Source organism: Microbacterium sp. ACRRU (assembly GCF_022346945.1).
GTDB classification, from domain to species: domain Bacteria; phylum Actinomycetota; class Actinomycetes; order Actinomycetales; family Microbacteriaceae; genus Microbacterium; species Microbacterium mcarthurae.
This window is the reverse complement of record NZ_JAKRNI010000003.1, coordinates 11,341-27,735: the sequence shown is the minus strand read 5'-3', so window position 1 is coordinate 27,735 and position 16,395 is coordinate 11,341. Positions and strand designations below refer to the sequence as shown.

Annotated in this window: 15 protein-coding genes and 1 tRNA gene; 11 read left to right on the top strand and 5 right to left on the bottom strand. The window is 69.2% G+C overall.

Going from position 1 to position 16,395, the window contains the following annotated elements; genetic code table 11:
- Positions 1 to 136: 136 nt before the first annotated feature.
- The gene (locus MHY30_RS02965; protein WP_239275017.1) at positions 137 to 487 is read left to right on the top strand and encodes a DUF485 domain-containing protein; all 351 of its coding nucleotides are present in this window, start codon (positions 137 to 139) and stop codon (positions 485 to 487) included.
- The gene (locus MHY30_RS02960) at positions 484 to 2,100 is read left to right on the top strand and encodes a cation acetate symporter (RefSeq protein WP_239275016.1); all 1,617 of its coding nucleotides are present in this window, start codon (positions 484 to 486) and stop codon (positions 2,098 to 2,100) included. The genes MHY30_RS02965 and MHY30_RS02960 overlap by 4 nt, the downstream gene beginning before the upstream one ends.
- Before the next feature lie 67 nt (positions 2,101 to 2,167).
- Here MHY30_RS02960 and MHY30_RS02955 read toward each other — a convergent pair whose 3' ends face one another.
- A complete protein-coding gene (locus MHY30_RS02955) occupies positions 2,168 to 2,695 on the bottom strand; it encodes a methylated-DNA--[protein]-cysteine S-methyltransferase (protein WP_239275015.1) in 528 nt (175 codons plus the stop codon).
- Between the two features lie 200 nt (positions 2,696 to 2,895).
- On the opposite strand from MHY30_RS02955, the gene MHY30_RS02950 reads away from it, so the two are divergent.
- Positions 2,896 to 6,603, top strand: a complete 3,708-nt coding sequence (locus MHY30_RS02950) for an AAA family ATPase (protein WP_239275014.1) — start codon at positions 2,896 to 2,898, stop codon at positions 6,601 to 6,603.
- A complete protein-coding gene (locus tag MHY30_RS02945) occupies positions 6,600 to 6,860 on the top strand; it encodes a hypothetical protein (protein ID WP_239275013.1) in 261 nt (86 codons plus the stop codon). The genes MHY30_RS02950 and MHY30_RS02945 overlap by 4 nt, the downstream gene beginning before the upstream one ends.
- A gap of 111 nt (positions 6,861 to 6,971) precedes the next feature.
- Here the strand turns inward: MHY30_RS02945 and mscL are convergent, their stop codons facing one another.
- From mscL to MHY30_RS02930, 3 genes are read right to left on the bottom strand one after another with little or no spacing between them, the layout of a single operon-like run.
- Entirely contained in the window at positions 6,972 to 7,388 is a 417-nt protein-coding gene (gene mscL, locus MHY30_RS02940) for a large conductance mechanosensitive channel protein MscL (RefSeq protein WP_239275012.1), read from the bottom strand.
- Positions 7,389 to 7,422: 34 nt separating this feature from the next.
- Positions 7,423 to 7,701, bottom strand: a complete 279-nt coding sequence (locus MHY30_RS02935) for an FmdB family zinc ribbon protein (RefSeq protein ID WP_239275011.1) — start codon at positions 7,699 to 7,701, stop codon at positions 7,423 to 7,425.
- 18 nt (positions 7,702 to 7,719) lie between these two features.
- On the bottom strand, positions 7,720 to 8,316 hold the full coding sequence (locus MHY30_RS02930; RefSeq protein ID WP_239275010.1) for a 5-formyltetrahydrofolate cyclo-ligase: 597 nt from the start codon (positions 8,314 to 8,316) through the stop codon (positions 7,720 to 7,722).
- A gap of 66 nt (positions 8,317 to 8,382) precedes the next feature.
- Between MHY30_RS02930 and galU the strand changes: the two genes are divergently transcribed.
- The 4 genes from galU to MHY30_RS02910 all read left to right on the top strand — a co-directional run bounded on the left by galU (position 8,383) and on the right by MHY30_RS02910 (position 11,289).
- A complete protein-coding gene (gene galU, locus MHY30_RS02925; protein ID WP_239275009.1) occupies positions 8,383 to 9,273 on the top strand; it encodes a UTP--glucose-1-phosphate uridylyltransferase GalU in 891 nt (296 codons plus the stop codon).
- Between the two features lie 14 nt (positions 9,274 to 9,287).
- Entirely contained in the window at positions 9,288 to 9,911 is a 624-nt protein-coding gene (locus MHY30_RS02920; protein WP_239275008.1) for a GNAT family N-acetyltransferase, read from the top strand.
- A gap of 157 nt (positions 9,912 to 10,068) precedes the next feature.
- Complete coding sequence (locus MHY30_RS02915) at positions 10,069 to 11,133, top strand: large exoprotein (protein WP_239275007.1); 1,065 nt, start codon at positions 10,069 to 10,071, stop codon at positions 11,131 to 11,133.
- Between the two features lie 80 nt (positions 11,134 to 11,213).
- A tRNA-Ala gene (locus tag MHY30_RS02910) sits at positions 11,214 to 11,289 on the top strand.
- A gap of 268 nt (positions 11,290 to 11,557) precedes the next feature.
- On the opposite strand, the gene MHY30_RS02905 is transcribed toward MHY30_RS02910, so the two are convergent.
- Complete coding sequence (locus MHY30_RS02905; protein ID WP_239275006.1) at positions 11,558 to 11,722, bottom strand: hypothetical protein; 165 nt, start codon at positions 11,720 to 11,722, stop codon at positions 11,558 to 11,560.
- Between the two features lie 407 nt (positions 11,723 to 12,129).
- Here MHY30_RS02905 and MHY30_RS02900 point away from each other — a divergent pair, with 407 nt between their 5' ends.
- Genes MHY30_RS02900 through MHY30_RS15285 form a run of 3 tightly spaced genes read left to right on the top strand, consistent with a single transcriptional unit; the run spans position 12,130 to position 16,303 of the window.
- Positions 12,130 to 13,371, top strand: a complete 1,242-nt coding sequence (locus MHY30_RS02900) for a glycosyltransferase (RefSeq protein ID WP_239275005.1) — start codon at positions 12,130 to 12,132, stop codon at positions 13,369 to 13,371.
- The gene (locus tag MHY30_RS15290; RefSeq protein ID WP_239275004.1) at positions 13,368 to 15,224 is read left to right on the top strand and encodes a right-handed parallel beta-helix repeat-containing protein; all 1,857 of its coding nucleotides are present in this window, start codon (positions 13,368 to 13,370) and stop codon (positions 15,222 to 15,224) included. Before MHY30_RS02900 ends, MHY30_RS15290 begins: the two co-directional genes overlap by 4 nt.
- Positions 15,221 to 16,303, top strand: coding sequence for a right-handed parallel beta-helix repeat-containing protein (locus tag MHY30_RS15285; RefSeq protein WP_239275003.1), 1,083 nt, complete (start codon positions 15,221 to 15,223; stop codon positions 16,301 to 16,303). The genes MHY30_RS15290 and MHY30_RS15285 overlap by 4 nt, the downstream gene beginning before the upstream one ends.
- The last annotated feature ends 92 nt before the right edge of the window (positions 16,304 to 16,395 follow it).

Below are 16,395 nucleotides of genomic sequence, written 5' to 3'. Positions count from 1 at the left end.
ACTACCTACTTCCGGGGGTGACGGCTACGTCGCCGCCTTTCGTAGCGTCGACCCTACCACCGGGGGGTCGTCCCCACCCGGTGATTTCCCCCTTCCGGTGCCGCATGGCACCGGTCTCATGAGGCAAGGAGGCCACATGACGAACAGAAGGATCGACGGCGCCGCCAGCGGCGTCGACTACATCGCGGTCGAGGAGTCCGCGCCCTTCCGGGAGCTGAAGCGGCGCCAGCGCAGCTTCGTCTTCCCGATGGCCGTGGCGTTCCTGGTCTGGTACTTCGTCTATGTATTGCTGTCGTCGTTCGCGCCGGACTTCATGGCGCAGCGGGTGTTCGGCGCCATCACGGTCGGACTGGTGTTCGGACTCGGACAGTTCGTCACCACGTTCGCCATCACCATGGGGTACGTCGCGTACGCGAACCGCCGGCTCGACCCGGGAGCGGAGCAGCTGCGCGAGGAACTCGAGCGCGCGGAGCGGGGTGAGGCATGAACGAGGTCTTCGGCACCGTGCACGCGGCCGTTCAGACGGTCGAGAACAACCCCATCCTGAACATCTCCATCTTCGGCGCGTTCGTCGCGGTGACGCTGTTCATCGTCATCCGCGCCAGCCGCAACAGCAAGACCGCGGCGGACTACTACGCAGCCGGACGATCCTTCACGGGACCGCAGAACGGTTTCGCGATCGCGGGCGATTACCTTTCGGCGGCATCGTTCCTGGGTATCTGCGGCGCCATCGCGATCAACGGCTACGACGGCTTCCTGTACTCGGTGGGGTTCCTGGTCGCGTGGCTCGTTGCCCTGCTCCTTGTGGCAGAGCTCATGCGCAACACCGGGAAGTTCACGATGGCCGACGTGCTGTCGTTCCGTCTGAAGGAACGCCCGGTGCGGATGGCGGCCGCGATCACGACGCTCGCGGTGTGCTTCTTCTATCTGCTCGCACAGATGGCCGGTGCCGGTGGCCTCGTGTCGCTGCTGCTGGGAATCACGGAGCGTGTGGGCCAGTCGATCGTCGTGGCGGTCGTCGGCATCCTGATGATCGTGTACGTCCTGATCGGCGGCATGAAGGGCACGACGTGGGTGCAGATCGTCAAGGCGTTCCTGCTCATCGGTGGCGCCGTGGTCATGACGATCTGGGTGCTCGCCATCAACGGGTTCAACCTCAACACCCTGCTCGAGAGTGCTGTCGCGGCGTCGCCGAAGGGCGAGGCGATCCTCGGACCCGGTCTGCAGTACGGCGCCAATCCGTGGGACTTCATCTCGCTTGCACTGGCCCTCGTGCTCGGAACCGCCGGTCTTCCGCACGTGCTGATGCGGTTCTACACCGTGCCGACGGCCAAGGAGGCGCGGCGATCGGTCGTCTGGGCGATCTGGCTGATCGGCCTCTTCTATCTCCTGACCCTGGTTCTGGGGTACGGCGCCGGCGCTCTCGTCGGGCCGGAGGCGATCCTGGCCGCTCCCGGCGGTGTGAACGCGGCGGCGCCGCTCCTGGCGCTGTCGCTCGGCGGGCCGATCCTCCTCGGCTTCATCTCCGCGGTCGCGTTCGCCACGATCCTCGCGGTCGTGGCAGGCCTCACCATCACGGCCGCGGCGTCGTTCGCCCACGACATCTACGCCAATGTGGTCAAGAAGGGGAACGTGCCGCCCGACGGTGAAGTGAAGGTCGCACGGCGGACGGTGATCGTCATCGGCATCCTCGCCATCGTCGGTGGCATCGGCGTGCAGGGGCAGAACGTCGCGTTCCTCGTGGCGCTCGCCTTCGCCGTAGCCGCCTCGGCGAACCTGCCGACCATCCTGTACTCGCTCTTCTGGCGCCGATTCACCACGCGTGGTGCGGTGTGGAGCATGTACGGCGGGCTGGGGTCGGCGCTCGTGCTGATCCTCCTCTCCCCGGTGTTCTGGGGGACGCCCACCAGCGTGTTCGCCAACACGGGCGTGGCGATCTGGCCGCTGAACAATCCCGGCATCGTGTCCATCCCGCTCGGATTCCTCCTCGGATGGCTGGGGTCGATCACCTCGAGCCGGAAGGAAGACCCGCGCAAGGCCGCGGAGATGGATGTGCGCTCGCTCACCGGCTTCGGTGCGGAGAAGGCTTCGAGCCACTGACCCCCGTGCGTCGCCCGGCCCGGCACCTGCCCGGGTCGGGCGACGCCGCGTCAGCGAGCGGGGCTATTCACGCGGGCGTGCGCAGGCCTCCGGCGACGCTGTTCTCCAGATCGAGCAGGAAGTGCTTGACCTCGGGGTGCCCGCCGTACTCGCCGATCGAGCCGTCGGCGCGCACGACGCGGTGCACCGGCACCACGATCGAGAACGGCGTGTTCGCGCACGCCGTCCCCACCGCCCGTGCGGCACCGGGGGAGCCGGCCATGATCGCCACCTCCCCGTACGAGGCGACCTCGCCGAAAGGAATCCGTCGCGTCGCCTCGAGCGCCGTGCGCGTGAAGCCGCCGACGAGCCGCCAGTCGAGGAGGATCTCGAAGGCGCGGCGTCCCCCGGCGAAGTATTCGTCGAGTTGGGTCACCGTCTCTCGGGCGGGTTCCGGATCGGTGTCGGGCACCACGCCCAGGCGGCGAGCGATGCCCTCGCGCGCCGCGTCGACGCCGTCGTGCGCCACGTCGAGACGAACGAGGGCGTCGTCGACGAACGTCAGCAGGATCGGGGCGAACGGGGCGTCGTAGACGGTGCTGGTGACTGTGCTCATCTCTTCATCCTCCGCACGCGGCGAGACGGTCGCAGGGCCCGGTGCCCCAACTGTGGATGCCATGCCGCACTCGGCCGCGGGGGAGAAGGCGCCGATGCGCCCGGCGTGTCGCGCAATCACGCGAAACTCGCGCCCGCTGCGCGTCATCCGACGGTGCCCGGCTTAGTCTGGCAGGTGTGTGGCGAGCTGAGGACGGCGTCGTGACGGGCGCCGAAGGCGACGTTCCGACGTCGATCGATCCGGGCGAGCTGCGACTGTCGGAGCCCGGCATCGTGGTTCGTCACGTCGCCGACCCCGAACGCGACCGTATCCGCGCCGAGGCCGCAGCGCTCGGCGGGCGGTCGACACTCCTGCGATTCGACGACACGCAAGACGCGGGCATCGACATCACGAAGGCCCACCCGGGTTCGCTTCCGCAGTTCATCACGGGCCGGGCGACGCTGCTGTCGAACCTGTTCCGCGACGAGGTGGCATTGCGCACCGCGCGGCTCGCGGCCGAACGGATCACGGCGAAGAACGTCGAGCTGCGGACCGCGCGAGGACTCGAGCCGGTTCACCTCGCCGTGGGCCTGGCCGCCTGGAAGATCGGCGGAGTGGAGTGGTCGGCGCCCGTGCTGCTGCGGCCCCTGGCCATCCGGCGTCACAACGGCGATTTCGAACTGAAGCTGCACGGCGCGTTCGTCATGAACCCCGAGCTGGCCCGCGCTTTCCGCACGCATCTCGGCATCCCGATCGACAGCACGGCTCTGGCCGGCCTCGCGTACGACCAAGGCGTGTTCAAGCCGCAGCCGGTCATCGACCACCTGCGCCGGTTGACCACGCACGTCCCGACCTTCGTCGTGCACCCCCGTCTGGTCATCTCGTCGTTCGCAGATGTCGGGTCCGGGATGGCTCGCGACACGCAGCACCTGGACGTCCCGCTGCTCAACGCCCTCGCCGGACACCCCGACGACCGCGCGCGTGTCACGGTGCGGCCCGCCGATCCGGTCGTCGCCGGTCCCGACGAGCGCACACCCGCGGCCGACACGCTCCTCCTGGACGCCGATGCCGAGCAGGAACAGGTGCTGGCGCGGATCTCCGCCGGACACTCGCTCGCGGTCCACACCCTGCCGGGAACCGGCGGAACCCAGACGGTCATCAACGCGATCGGCCAGTGCGTCCACGCCGGCAAGCGCGTGCTCGTGGTCAGCGCGCGGCGCTCGACCCTCGACGGCATCCGTCACCGCTTGGCCGGTGTGGGACTGACCGGACTCGCGGTGTCGCCGACCCACGTCCGGCGTGATCTCATCCGCGCGATCGGCCGCAACGAGAAGGCCGAGCAGCCCAAGGTCGCCGAGATCGACGACGCTCTCGTCCGGTTGCGCGCGGTCCTGCGCGACTACCGCTCCGCGGTCACCGAGCCGCATCTGGCTCTCGGTGTCTCGGCCCTCGACGTCTTGCGCGCGCTGACCGCGCTGGCATCCCTGTCTCCGGCGCCGTCCACCACCGCGCGGTTCGATCTCGACACGCTCGAACGTCTCGCCGGACGTCGTGATGCGGCGGCGAGAGCCCTCGCGACCGCGGCCCGTCTCGGCGAGTTCCGCTTCGGGCCCGACGACTCCCCGTGGTACGGCGTGAGCTTCACCCGGACCGAAGACGCCCGCGCTGCCCACGATCTCGCGGGCAAGCTGCACGCGCAGGACGTCCCGCGCCTGCTCGAACGCGGCTACGAACTCATCGCGCAGACCCGCATGCGCCCGTTCCAGACGGTGTCCGAGCTCGGCGCGTATCTCAAGCTCCTGCACGGCATCCGCGAATCGCTCGACCGCTTCAGCCCCACGGTGTTCGAGCGTCCGTTGGGTGAACTGATCGACGCGCACTCGCCGCGCCGGGACTCGTCGGCGATGAGCGGCCCCAACCGCCGACGCCTGCGCCGCCTGTCGAAGGAGTACGTGCGCCCCGGTGTGCACGTTCCCGACATGTACGAGGCGCTGGTGCGCATCCAGCAGCAGCGCACCGAGTGGCAGCGGGTGGTCGACGCCGGAGTCACGCCCGAGGTGCCGCTGGGGCTCGCCGACGTGCACGTGGCGTGGCAGCGCGCCGACGCCCTGCTCGGCGACCTCGATCAGATCCTGGGACGTCAGGGGTCCGAACGGCTCGCGACCCTGCCCGTGCAGGTCCTGGTGCGGACGCTGGCGGGACTGGCTGCCGAGTCGACGTTCTTCGACAACCTCGTCGAGCGGGCGCAGCTGCGCGGAGAGTTGGCGCGTCTGGGGCTCGAGCAGCTCCTCGTCGAGCTGTCGGTGCGGCACGTTCCGGAAGACCGGGTCGGCGACGAGCTCGAATTCGCGTGGTGGCAGTCGGCTCTCGAACACCTGCTCCGCACCGATCGTGCCCTCCTGGGTGCGAACACGAGCGTGGTCGACCGGCTCGAGCGCGACTTCCGTCTCGTCGACGAGGCGCACGCCGCCGCGGCGGGTCCGCTGCTGGCCGCGGAGCTGGCGAAGCAGTGGCGGATCGGCATCGTCGATCATCCCGACGAGGCATCCGCGCTCCGAGGCGCGCTGAAGGACGGTCTGCACAGCGCTCACGAGATCGCCGACGCCGCGCCCACCCTGCTGCGCACGCTCGCCCCGGTGTGGCTGGCATCCCCCTACGAAGTGCCCGATGTGCCCACGGACCTTGCCTTCGACACCGTGATCATCGCGGATGCCGCGGCCCTGTGCCTCGCCGAGGCGGTTCCGGCTCTCCTCCGCGCACGTCAGGTCGTGCTGTTCGGTGACCCGGTGGTGCAGAAGCCCACGCGGTTCCGGGTCAGCGCGTCGATCGCGCCGGTCGCGGACGACGAGGCCGACGACATCCCCTTCGACGAGACCTCGGTCTTCGAGCGCCTCGCGGAGCTGCTGCCCGTCGAGACCCTGACTCGCAGCTACCGTGCGGGCGGTGAAGACCTGGCCGAGCTCGTCAACGACGCCTTCTACGGCGGTGAGATCGTCTCGCTGCCGTGGGCGGGCTCGTACCTGGGACGCGGCAGCTTGAGCGTGGACTACGTCGAGAACGGCGTCGGCGCGCCCGATCCCGTGAGCGGTGCGGTCGAGAGTCCGGATGCCGAGGTGGCACGCGTCGTGACCCTCGTCGTCGAGCACGCGGTGAACCGCGCATCCGAATCCCTCATGGTCGTCACCGCCAGCCGCAAGCACGCGGAGCGCGTGCGCGCGGCCGTGGAGGCGGCGCTGGCCGGTCGGTCCGACGTCGCCGCGTTCATCTCGCGCGATGGTGCGGAACCTTTCGCGGTTCTGACGCTCGAGGAGTCCGTGGCCGAGAGCCGCGATCGGGTCGTGTTCTCGCTCGGCTTCGGACTCACCCGCCACGGTCGGGTGCTCAGCGACTTCGGCGACCTGTCGACCCCCGACGGGGAACGACTGCTCACGGTCGGCATGACGCGAGCCCGCCGGTCCATGGTCATCGTGTCGTCGATCCGGCCGTCGGCGTTCGACGACGGCCGTCTGGAACACGGCGCGGCGACGCTCATGGGCATCCTCGGCAACCTCGCCGGCCGTGGTCGCGAGTCACGTCTGGAAGATCTGGTCGATCCGCTGACCCGTGCGCTCGCGCGCGAGCTGCGCCGGCTCGGCGTCGAAGTCGACCTCGACTACCGCGGACTCCTTCCGCTCGTGGCGCGGTACCGCGGGAAGGCGGTCGTCGCCGAGAGCGATCCCGAGACCATCGGCGAGTCCCTCCGCGAAACGCTGCGGCTCCGTCCGCAGATCCTGCGGAGGCTGGGCTGGCACTACGTACGCGTCCACGCGTTCGACCTGTACAGCGACCCCGCCGGCGTGGCATCCCGTATCGCCGAACTCCTCGGGCTCGCGCCGGAGGATCCCGCAACGCCGGGGAACACGACCGAGCCCCTCGACCTGCCCGGGTGAGCGTCGTGGGGGAGACTCCGGATGCCTCCGACCCCGTCGACGCATCCACCGACACCGCGACGGCGTCGGACGGCCGGACCGATCGCCAGCCGATCGTGAAGGTGCGGGGATCGCGGCGGGCCCGGTTGCTTCCGGCCCCGGGGACGAGCGCCGAACCGGCCCCGGCCGATGACCGCACGCGGGAGCGCCCCGCGACGCCCTCGGCCTCCGGCCCCAACGACGCGCAGCTGTTGCGCGACGTCCCTCCGCACTACTGACGTTCGCCGGTGTCGTCGCGCGCCCGGCGCGGAAACGAGCCTCCCGCGGAGAGCGCCGTGATGTGGCGCGCCCTCCGCGGGAGGCGGGTGTCGATGTGTGCGCGGCCGCGCTCAGCCGCGGGGCTGGCGCTCGAGAAGGTCGCGGATCTGCACGAGCAGTTCCTGCTCGGTCGGGAGCGAGGGCTCCTCGGCTTCGCCCTGCACGCCGGCCTTGGCGGCGGCTCGCGCCTTCCACCGGTTCATCGGGAAGACGAACACGAAGTAGACGATCGCGGCGACCGCGAGGAAGTTGATGACGGCGACCAGGATCGCCCCAAACTGGAAGGTCGACTCCCCGCCGAACAGCGTCGGGATCGTCACGTCGAGGTCGCTGAGGTCGCCGATCTGGAACAGGAACCCGATCAGCGGGTTGATCAGGCCCTGGACCATCGCGTTGACGATCGCTGTGAAGGCGGCTCCGATCACCACCGCGACGGCGAGATCGATGACGTTGCCGCGGAGGATGAACTCCTTGAAACCCTTGATCACGACGTGGCTCCCTTTCTGCCGCGTCGCTCACGGATCAGGATGCCGGGGCGGACGCGGTCTTCGTCGATTCCGAGGACGATGATGTCGAAGAAGCGCCCGAGGTGCCGGATGCCGCGCCGGTCGACGTTCCATTCGACCCGCGCGAGTCGGTGCGGTAGAACCCGGAACCGTTGAAGGTCACGCCGATCGAGCCGTACTGCTTGCGCAGCTCGCCGCCGCAGGCGGGGCACTCGGTGAGAGCAGCATCGGAGAAGGACTGCACGGCGTCGAAACGGTGACCGCACTGCTTGCAGGCATAGGCGTAGGTGGGCATTCGGGTTCCTTCGGGTGTTCAGGCGGCGGAGCCGTCGATCGCGACGGTCCGCGTGGGGGTCACGACGCCCGAAACGGGTTGATCGTGCACGTCCTTCGGAACGTCGTCGACGAACTCGGAATCGAAGATCACGGCGTACACCGGCGGGCACTTCTCCATCGAACCGATGGTCTTGTCGAAGTAGCCGCGGCCCCACCCCAGCCGCATCCCGCGCCGATCGACGGCGGCCGCCGGGATGATGAGCAGGTCGACGTCGTTGACGGCGATCGGCCCGAGCACGTCACCGACGGGTTCGGGCAGCCCGAACAACCCCTCGGCGATCTCGGCATCCGGTGTGGCCACCGTCCAGTCGAGCAGACCGTCCTCGCGAGTGATGGGGAGAAGGACCCGGATGCCGCGGGCCACCGCGTCGGCGACGAAGGCGTGCGTGCCCGGCTCGCTGGTGGTCGACAGGAAGCAGGAGATGCTGCGGGCGCCGAGACGCTCGACGAGCGCGTCGAGCTGGGCTTTGACTCCCGCCTCGGCGGCTTCGCGACCCTGCGCGGAGACGGTTTGGCGTCGCTCGCGCAGATCGGCGCGCAGAGCGCGCTTGGCCTGCTCGATACTGTCGGGCATGCAGTAAGTGTACGTGCGTGCGCGATCCGTAATGGCGCTGTCGCATGGCACCAGTAGGGTATGCCCATGCCTAACAAGCCCTTCAAGGCCGTGATCCCGGCCGCAGGACTCGGTACTCGCTTCCTTCCGGCCACCAAGGCCATGCCGAAAGAGATGTTGCCGGTCGTCGACAAGCCCGCCATCCAGTACGTGGTGGAGGAGGCCACCGGAGCCGGAATCGATGACGTGCTCATCATCATCGGGCGCAACAAGAACAACATCGCCAACCACTTCGACTCGATGCCCGAGCTCGAGACCAAGCTGCGTGAGAAGGGCGACCACGACAAGCTCGCCAAGGTCGAGCACTCGTCGGACCTCGCCGACGTGCACATGGTCCGCCAGGGCGAGCCGAAGGGACTCGGTCACGCGGTGCTCCGCGCTCGCAGCCACGTCGGCGACCACCCGTTCGCGGTGCTCCTGGGCGACGACCTCATCGACGAGCGCGACCCGCTGCTCGAGCAGATGCTGGCCGAGTACACCAAGCGCAACGCGACGATCATCGCCCTCATGGAGGTCGACCCCGAGCACATCCACCTCTACGGCGTCGCCGCGGTCGAGCCGACCGAGGACGAGGGCGTGGTCAAGGTGAACCAGCTCGTCGAGAAGCCGAAGGCCGAAGACGCGCCGTCGAACCTCGCCATCATCGGTCGTTACGTGCTCGGACCCGACGTATTCGGCATCCTGGAGCACACCGAACCGGGCAAGGGCGGCGAGATCCAGCTGACCGATGCGCTCGAAGAGCTCGCCAACGGCGGTGGCGACGGCGGGGGCGTCTACGGTGTGGTGTTCCGCGGGCGTCGATACGACACCGGCGACCGCGTCGACTACATCAAGGCGATCGTGCAGCTCGCGTCCGACCGGGAAGACCTCGGCCCGGCGCTGCGTCCCTGGTTCAAGGAGTTCGCGGCGGGTCTCTGACCCGACCGGATGTCATGGATCTCACCGTCCCGCGACGGCACGGCGAGGTGTCGATCCGCCTCATCCGCAACCGCGACGCGCGCGTCCTTCAGCAACAGCTGATCGACAACCGCTCGTGGTTGCGGCCGTGGGAGGCGACCAGTCCAGACGGACCGGTCTCCTTCGACATGCGGCTCGGCATCCGTCGTCTTCTGCAGCAGTATCGCGACGGCCTCGGCGTGCCTTTCGTCATGGAGTGGCAAGACCAGGTCGCGGGGCAGTTGAACGTCTGGGGTGTGGCGCGCGGGTCGCTGGCCTCGGCGACGATCGGCTACTGGGTCGCCGAGGAGTTCGCGGGCCGCAACATCACCACGATCAGCGTCGCGCTGGCGACCGATGTCTGCTTCACGGCGCTGAACCTGCATCGCGTGGAGATCTGCATCCGCCCTGAGAACCACGCGAGTCTGCGGGTGGTCGAGAAGCTTGGGTTCCGGTACGAGGGACTACGCCGGCGGTACATCCACATCGACGGCGACTGGCGTGACCACTACGCGTTCGCGCTGGTCCGCGAGGAGGTGCCGCACGGCGTGCTCGACCGGTGGGAACGGGGTCAGGTTCCCCCCGACGCCGCGCGCGTCCCTCCGGCGGATCGGCTCTAGTCGGCAGCGCCGGGGGTTGATTCGCGAGACTTCATCGCCCCGACGACTGCCGCACAGAATGTCGCTGCGTCGTCGCCGCGATGAAGTCTCGCGATTCACGGGCGCGACACGCGGACGGATGCCGAGGTGTGACCTCGCCGTGACCTACCGTGGTGCCATGGGTGGACAGGTTCTCGGCGGCGGGGTGATCGTGTTCGTCGCGGTCGCGCTGTGGTTGGTGTACCTGCTGCCGTCGTGGCAGAGCCGTCACCGCTTCACATCGGCGGAGCGGAACGCCGTGCGGCTCAACCAGGCCCTGCGTGTTCTGGCCGAGACGGCCGAGACCCCGCGCGAGGTGCATCTCGAGCTCACGGCGCGGACCGCGCACCAGCAGCAGAAGATCGCGCGCCAGGTGCAGGCGCAGAAGGCGCAGACCGAGCTCGCCGAGGCAAAGGCCCGCCTGGAGGTCGCGCGTCTCGAAGCTGCCCGCGACCGTGATCTCGTCAAGGAGCAGCGCGCGGCTGCGGTCGAGCTCGCCCGCGCGGAGCGCGCCGCTGCCGTTGAGATCGCGAAGGCCGAGCGCGCCGCCGCCCTCGAGAAGGCGCGCGCCGAACAGGCCGCCGCGGTCGAGCGCGCTCACGCCGAACGCGCGGCCGCGGTTTCCCGCCCCGAGCTCCGACGCGCTCGCGCGCGTCGCCGATTCCGTCTGGCCACGACCTCGTTCGCCGCGCTCGCACTCGTGGCTGTCGTCGCCGGTGGCATCCAGGCCTTCTTCGGTGCTGCTCCCGTGCTGCTGTCGGCCGGGGGAGTGGTGCTCGTCCTGGCGCTGATCGTGCTGCAGCGGCTGTCTCGCGTCGCGGCCCGGGCGACGGCGCGACCCGTCGTTGTCACCGCCGAGCGTGCGCCGATCGAGGTGCAGGACTTCGGTGCCGCGGCTCCGGCTCCGCGCCCGACATGGACGCCGCGCGAGCTTCCTCGGCCCCTCGTCGCCTCCGCGGGCTCGCGAGCAGCGGCCGTGGTCGACGAGCAAATCGCCCGCGAGGCGTTGCGCGCCGCCGCACGGGAGCAGGTCGCCCGCGAGATCGCCGCCGCGCAGGCGCCCACGCCGATCGAGATCGCGCGGCCCGCCGCCGAGGCATCCCGCCCCGCTCCCTCGCCCTACGCGGCCATGGGGTACGTCGACGACGCCGAGATCGAGGGGCACGTCCGCCGGCTCCTCGAGCGCCGCGCGTCGGGTCAGTGACGCACCACCGCTACGGCACGCCCGAGGGTCGCCCGAGTCGGGTGGCGCGCGAGCGTCGTGATAGTGTTGTGGAGTTGTCCGGGCCTGTGGCGCAGTTGGTAGCGCGCTTCGTTCGCAATGAAGAGGTCAGGGGTTCGAATCCCCTCAGGTCCACCACATGACGCGCGGCGTCTCTCCCTCGGGAGTGGCGCCGTTGTCGTTTCGTTCAGGGTGCCGATCGCTCCGCGGGCATGAAATTCTCGCGCGCCAACTCGCCGAGCCGACCCAGCACCGGCAGCCGTGGGAATCCGGTGTCCGTGAGGGCGTAGGACACCGAGACGGTCGGGCAGACGCCGTGGCGTTCGGCCGCCGCGCGAGGCCACGCCCACTGACGGAGTCTCCCGGGCCCGAAGAGGAGAGACCTCGTCGAGCCCGTCGGCACGCCTCAGGTCGTCCGGCGACGTGAGCGACTTCGGATGATCCCGAAGATGACTGTCCCGAGGAACAGGACGATGCCGATGATGGCGAGCCACAGCAGGCCCTCGAACGCGAACCCCACGATCGAAAGCACCGCCCAGGCGACGAGCAAGATGATGAGTACGGTCCACATGCGCGGAACCGTACGTCGAAAAATCCCGGTCCGATCGTCCATTGACGGATGTCGCATTGTGTGAGTCCCGCGGGCGCGCGCCAGCACCTGAGCGCCCATAACGCGCGGGCGCCCTCGCGCGGCTGCGCGCCCGCGAGGCTACGTTGCGCCCGTCGCCCTGTCGACCCCCAAACGGATCGACTCCGGCATCCCCTTCACTTGCCGCACATCGCAGATCCCGAACGTGATTCCCGAAACGGTTCCAGCTCTCGCCCGGGTGATGGTCGCCGTCGCCCAGCGACGGTTCTCGCTGACCGCCGCGTGATGACCCTGTCCCTTCGCGAGAAACGACGTCCCCGATGACGCCTGTGATTTTTTCCGCTGCCTTTCACCCTCAGGCCGCGACCTCCACCGCCGTATGGCAGACCGTGCAGTCCCTTTACGCGGACATCAGCGGGTACTTCCCGCTCGCCATAGCCGGAGTTGTGGTCTGGGGCCTGTGGCTGTATCGCTTCATCCTGTCCAGACGAGCGCGCCCGATCGAGTCCGATCATCGGACGACGACCTCGGTCATCGTCCCCTCGTACCACGAGGATCCCGACATCCTGATGCGGTGTCTGGAATCCTGGCGCGCGCAGAGCCCGACCGAGATCATCATCGTCCTCGACGTGCAGGATCTCGAGGCCTACGGCCGGATCATCGCGCTCGACGACGCCAGCGTGCGCCCCATCCTCTTCCATCACGTGGGGAAGAGATCAGCGCTCGGCGCAGGTATCCGACTCGCGGTGGGAGAGATCATCGTGCTCACCGACTCCGACACATGGTGGCGCCACGGACTTCTCGTCGCGGTGCAGAAACCGTTCGTCGACCCCCTGGTCGGCGGCGTGGGGACGCATCAGAACGTGTTCCAAGCGCGAACGAGCGTCTGGCGACGCATCGCCGACTGGATGGTCGATCTGCGCTACTACGACTACGTACCCGCCATGGGCCGCGCCGGCGCCGTCCCCTGTCTGTCCGGGCGGACGGCCGCATACCGGCGTGACGCCGTGATGGCCGTCCTCGAACACCTCGAGAACGAGTTCTTCCTCGGACGCCGCTGTATCGCGGGCGACGACGGTCGGCTGACGTGGTTGATCCTGGCATCCGGGTACAAGACGGTGCACCAGTCCTCCGCCCGTGCGCTGAGCATGTTCCCCGACACCTTCCGGGCTTTCGTGAAGCAACGTGTCCGGTGGAGCCGCAACTCGTACCGCTGCTACCTGACGGCGATCGCCAAGGGGTGGCTGTGGAAGGTGCCCTTCGTGACGAAGGTCACTGTTCTGCAGATCCTTCTGACGCCCGTGACGATGGGCCTGACGATGTTCTACCTCGTGTTCAGCCGCCTGGATCTCTCGATCATCGGCGTGCTGGCCGCCGTCGGCTGGGTGCTTCTCGGTCGCGGCATCCGCGGAATCTCTCACCTTCGACGTAACCCCGCGGACCTCTTGATCCTGCCGCTGTACGCGATCGTCGTGATCTTCGTGGCACTGCCGGTCAAGCTCTTCGCGTTTTTCACCATGAACAAGCAGGGCTGGCTGACCCGCCACGCGAACCAGATCGGCGGAGACGGCCAGACGGCGCGCACGCTCGACGCCCCGGCCGTCGCGCTCGAGCCGGCGGTGGCGTCGTGAGGGGCCGCGCCGTCATCGCCCTGGTCGCTGTGGCCGCCCTCGTCGGGGGTGGAGCGGCCGTGACAGCGACGACCCTCCTCGCCGACTCGGGCGAAGAAGAGGCGTATGGCCTCAACGAGATCGCCCGGAACGGCAACGTCCAGGGCAAGCTCTACCCGGGGGATCCGACGAGCGAAGCTCGACTCGTCGAGCAAGAGGCGCAACGGGTGGTGTACATCCGGAAGGTGGCCTCCGCCGCCTATTGGGCACTGTCCGTCGACGAGCCGTACCGCTTCCAGACCGGCGACCGGTACACCCTGGTCCTCCCCGAAAGGCCGGAGCCCTACACCCTCGATGACCTCCGCGCGCTCGGGCCGGACTCCCTGACGCAGAACGCAGATGGGTCCTACCTCCTCACCGAGGACGTCGCCGTCATGCAGGGAGCAACCCTGTCCCTCGGAGCGATCGATCTGCGTCTGGAGAGCTCCCCGACCGGTTTCACCTCGATCGTCGCCTTCGGGGGACGGCTCGAGATCGCCGGAACCCCGGATGCCACGGCCTCCCTCACCAGCTGGGACAGCGCCGCGGGCGCTCCCGACACCGACACCCGCGACGGGCGCGCATACGTGCGGGTGATCGGCGGGACCGCCGATGTGGCTCACGCCGCGCTGTCGTCCCTGGGCTTCTGGAGCGGAAGCACCGGGGGATTCGCGATCACGGGAAGCGACGATCTGGATGATCCCGCGCTCGCCGGTGCGATGCAGACCGATCGGCAGGGGGTGGCGCCGCCGGGCGGTGCGCCTGTCGTCGACGCCGCGAGCGCGATCGATGTCCCGGAGGGAACGGATGACGCAGCGCCGCCGGCGGCGGCCGGCCTCGCGACCGCGACGATCGCGGACTCGACGATGACCGACAACGCCTTCGGCATCTTCGTCTCCGGCGCCCAGGACGTGACGATCACGCGTACTTCCGTCACCGGCAGCCTCGTCGACGGCATCACCTTCCACCGCGCGGTGTCGGCGAGTCTCGTGCAGGACACGCAGTCCCTCGACAACGCGGTGGACGGCGTCACGATCGGCCGTTCCACCTCGGGCATCACCCTGCAGAACGTCATGGCCGCTCGCAACGGCCGAAACGGCGTATCGATGGACGGGCAGTCGCTCGCCGACGGGCCGAGCGCCTCGGGGACGACCGTGGAGAGCTTCGGCGACAACATCCTCGACGGGGGACACGTGGCCGAGAACGGCCGCTATGGCGTCGAGATCATGGGCGGCAGCGGCATCCAGGTGACGCAGACACGTTTTGTCGGCAACCCCGACGGCATCGTGCTCGACCGCGGCGCCGCGAGGGTGAGGGTCACGGGCAACGAGTTCGTGGATCAGACCGCCAAGTCCGTCGCGGTGCGCGAACAGGTGACGGATGCCATCGTGGCCGGCAACACCATCACGGGGTCGGATACGGCCGTGAACGTCCGCAACGCCGACGCCGACATCACGGGCAATGTGGTTCGCGGGGTGTCCAATCATGCGGTCCTGCTCGTCGGCGATGTGACGGGGACGACGGTGGCGGACAACGATCTCGGCGGCGATGGCGGCACCGCCGTGCGGTCCGAGGACTCCCGAGGCGCCGTGATCGGTGACAACGTCACCGACCGGTGGCATCCGGCCGCCACGGTCGAATCGGTGCTGCGGTTCGTCTTCCAGCCGTTGACGGTGATCTGGATCGGGCTGGGGATCCTGCTCCTCGTCACGGCCGCGACCAGGAAGGATCGTCACTTCGGCGCGTTCCGCCATCCCTACGAGGAGCACGTCCCGCTCACGTCGCTCAGCCGCGGGATCGTCTCCCCGGACTCCCTTCGCCGCGGGTCGCCGTGAGTCGCCGTCGCACCGCGGTCATCGCCGTCGCCATCGTCCTCCCCGTCACCGCGATCGTGGTCGTCCTGGTCGTCGTGGCTGCCCTCACCACGCCCCGCTCCGCGGGACCCCCGCCGACGACCGACGAGAGCGGAGCGGCCTCCGCGTCGCCGCAGCCCGGCCCTGAGGCCGGAGGCATCGAGTGCGCGGAGGCCACGGTGGTGGTCGCGACGACGTCGGAACTGCAGGAGGCGCTGGACGCCGCGGAACCGGGGACTTCCATCCGCCTGCAGCCGGGCGTGTATCCCGGCGAGTTCACCGCGACGGCGCGCGGCACCGCTGACGCGCCCATCCGGCTCTGCGGCGCCCCCGACGCCATCCTCGACGGGGGGCGCGTGGACGGCGGCTACGTGCTGCACCTCGACGGTGCGTCGCACTGGCACATCGCGGGCTTCAGCATTCGCAACGGGCAGAAGGGGTTGATGGCCGACGGCGTCACGCACACGACCATCGAAGGCCTGACGGTCTCGGAGATCGGCGATGAGGCGGTGCACCTGCGTGCCCACAGCACCGACAACCTGGTCATCGGCAATGTCATCCGCGACACGGGCAAGCGGCGTGCGAAGTTCGGCGAGGGCGTCTACATCGGCACGGCCGAGAGCAACTGGTGCGACGTCACCGACTGCGAGCCCGACCGCAGCGATCGGAACGCAATCGTGGGGAACCGCATCTCCGCGACGACGGCCGAGAGCGTCGACGTCAAGGAAGGCACCACGGGCGGGCGCGTCGAAGACAACATGTTCGACGGTGCACAGCTCGTGGAGGACGACGCCGACTCGTGGGTCGACATCAAGGGCAACGATTGGCTGATCCGGGGCAACACCGGCACCGCGTCACCGGGCGACGGCTATCAGACCCACGAGATCCTCGACGGCTGGGGGCGGGGGAACGTGTTCCGCGACAATGTCGCCGATGTCGACGGCCCGGGATTCGGCTTCGCCGTCACGGCGCGCCTGGGCAATGTCGTCGAGTGCAGCAACTCCGCATCGAACGTCGGCGAGGGCCTGAGCAACGTCGACTGCTCGCCGGTCGCGCCCTGAGCGCGAACTCGGATAGGCAGGTGTCACGCCGCGGCGGGGCGGAGCCGGGGTCGTCCCGCGGCTCCGCCCCGCAACAGCACGCGGTTTCCCGC

Coding starts and splice junctions, on each gene's coding strand:
- MHY30_RS02965 (WP_239275017.1), top strand. CDS start 137: ATGACGAACAGAAGGATCGACGGCGCCGCCAGCGGCGTCGACTACATC.
- MHY30_RS02960 (WP_239275016.1), top strand. CDS start 484: ATGAACGAGGTCTTCGGCACCGTGCACGCGGCCGTTCAGACGGTCGAG.
- MHY30_RS02955 (WP_239275015.1), bottom strand. CDS start 2,695: ATGAGCACAGTCACCAGCACCGTCTACGACGCCCCGTTCGCCCCGATC.
- MHY30_RS02935 (WP_239275011.1), bottom strand. CDS start 7,701: ATGCCCACCTACGCCTATGCCTGCAAGCAGTGCGGTCACCGTTTCGAC.
- MHY30_RS02930 (WP_239275010.1), bottom strand. CDS start 8,316: ATGCCCGACAGTATCGAGCAGGCCAAGCGCGCTCTGCGCGCCGATCTG.
- galU (WP_239275009.1), top strand. CDS start 8,383: ATGCCTAACAAGCCCTTCAAGGCCGTGATCCCGGCCGCAGGACTCGGT.
- MHY30_RS02920 (WP_239275008.1), top strand. CDS start 9,288: ATGGATCTCACCGTCCCGCGACGGCACGGCGAGGTGTCGATCCGCCTC.
- MHY30_RS02915 (WP_239275007.1), top strand. CDS start 10,069: ATGGGTGGACAGGTTCTCGGCGGCGGGGTGATCGTGTTCGTCGCGGTC.
- MHY30_RS02905 (WP_239275006.1), bottom strand. CDS start 11,722: ATGTGGACCGTACTCATCATCTTGCTCGTCGCCTGGGCGGTGCTTTCG.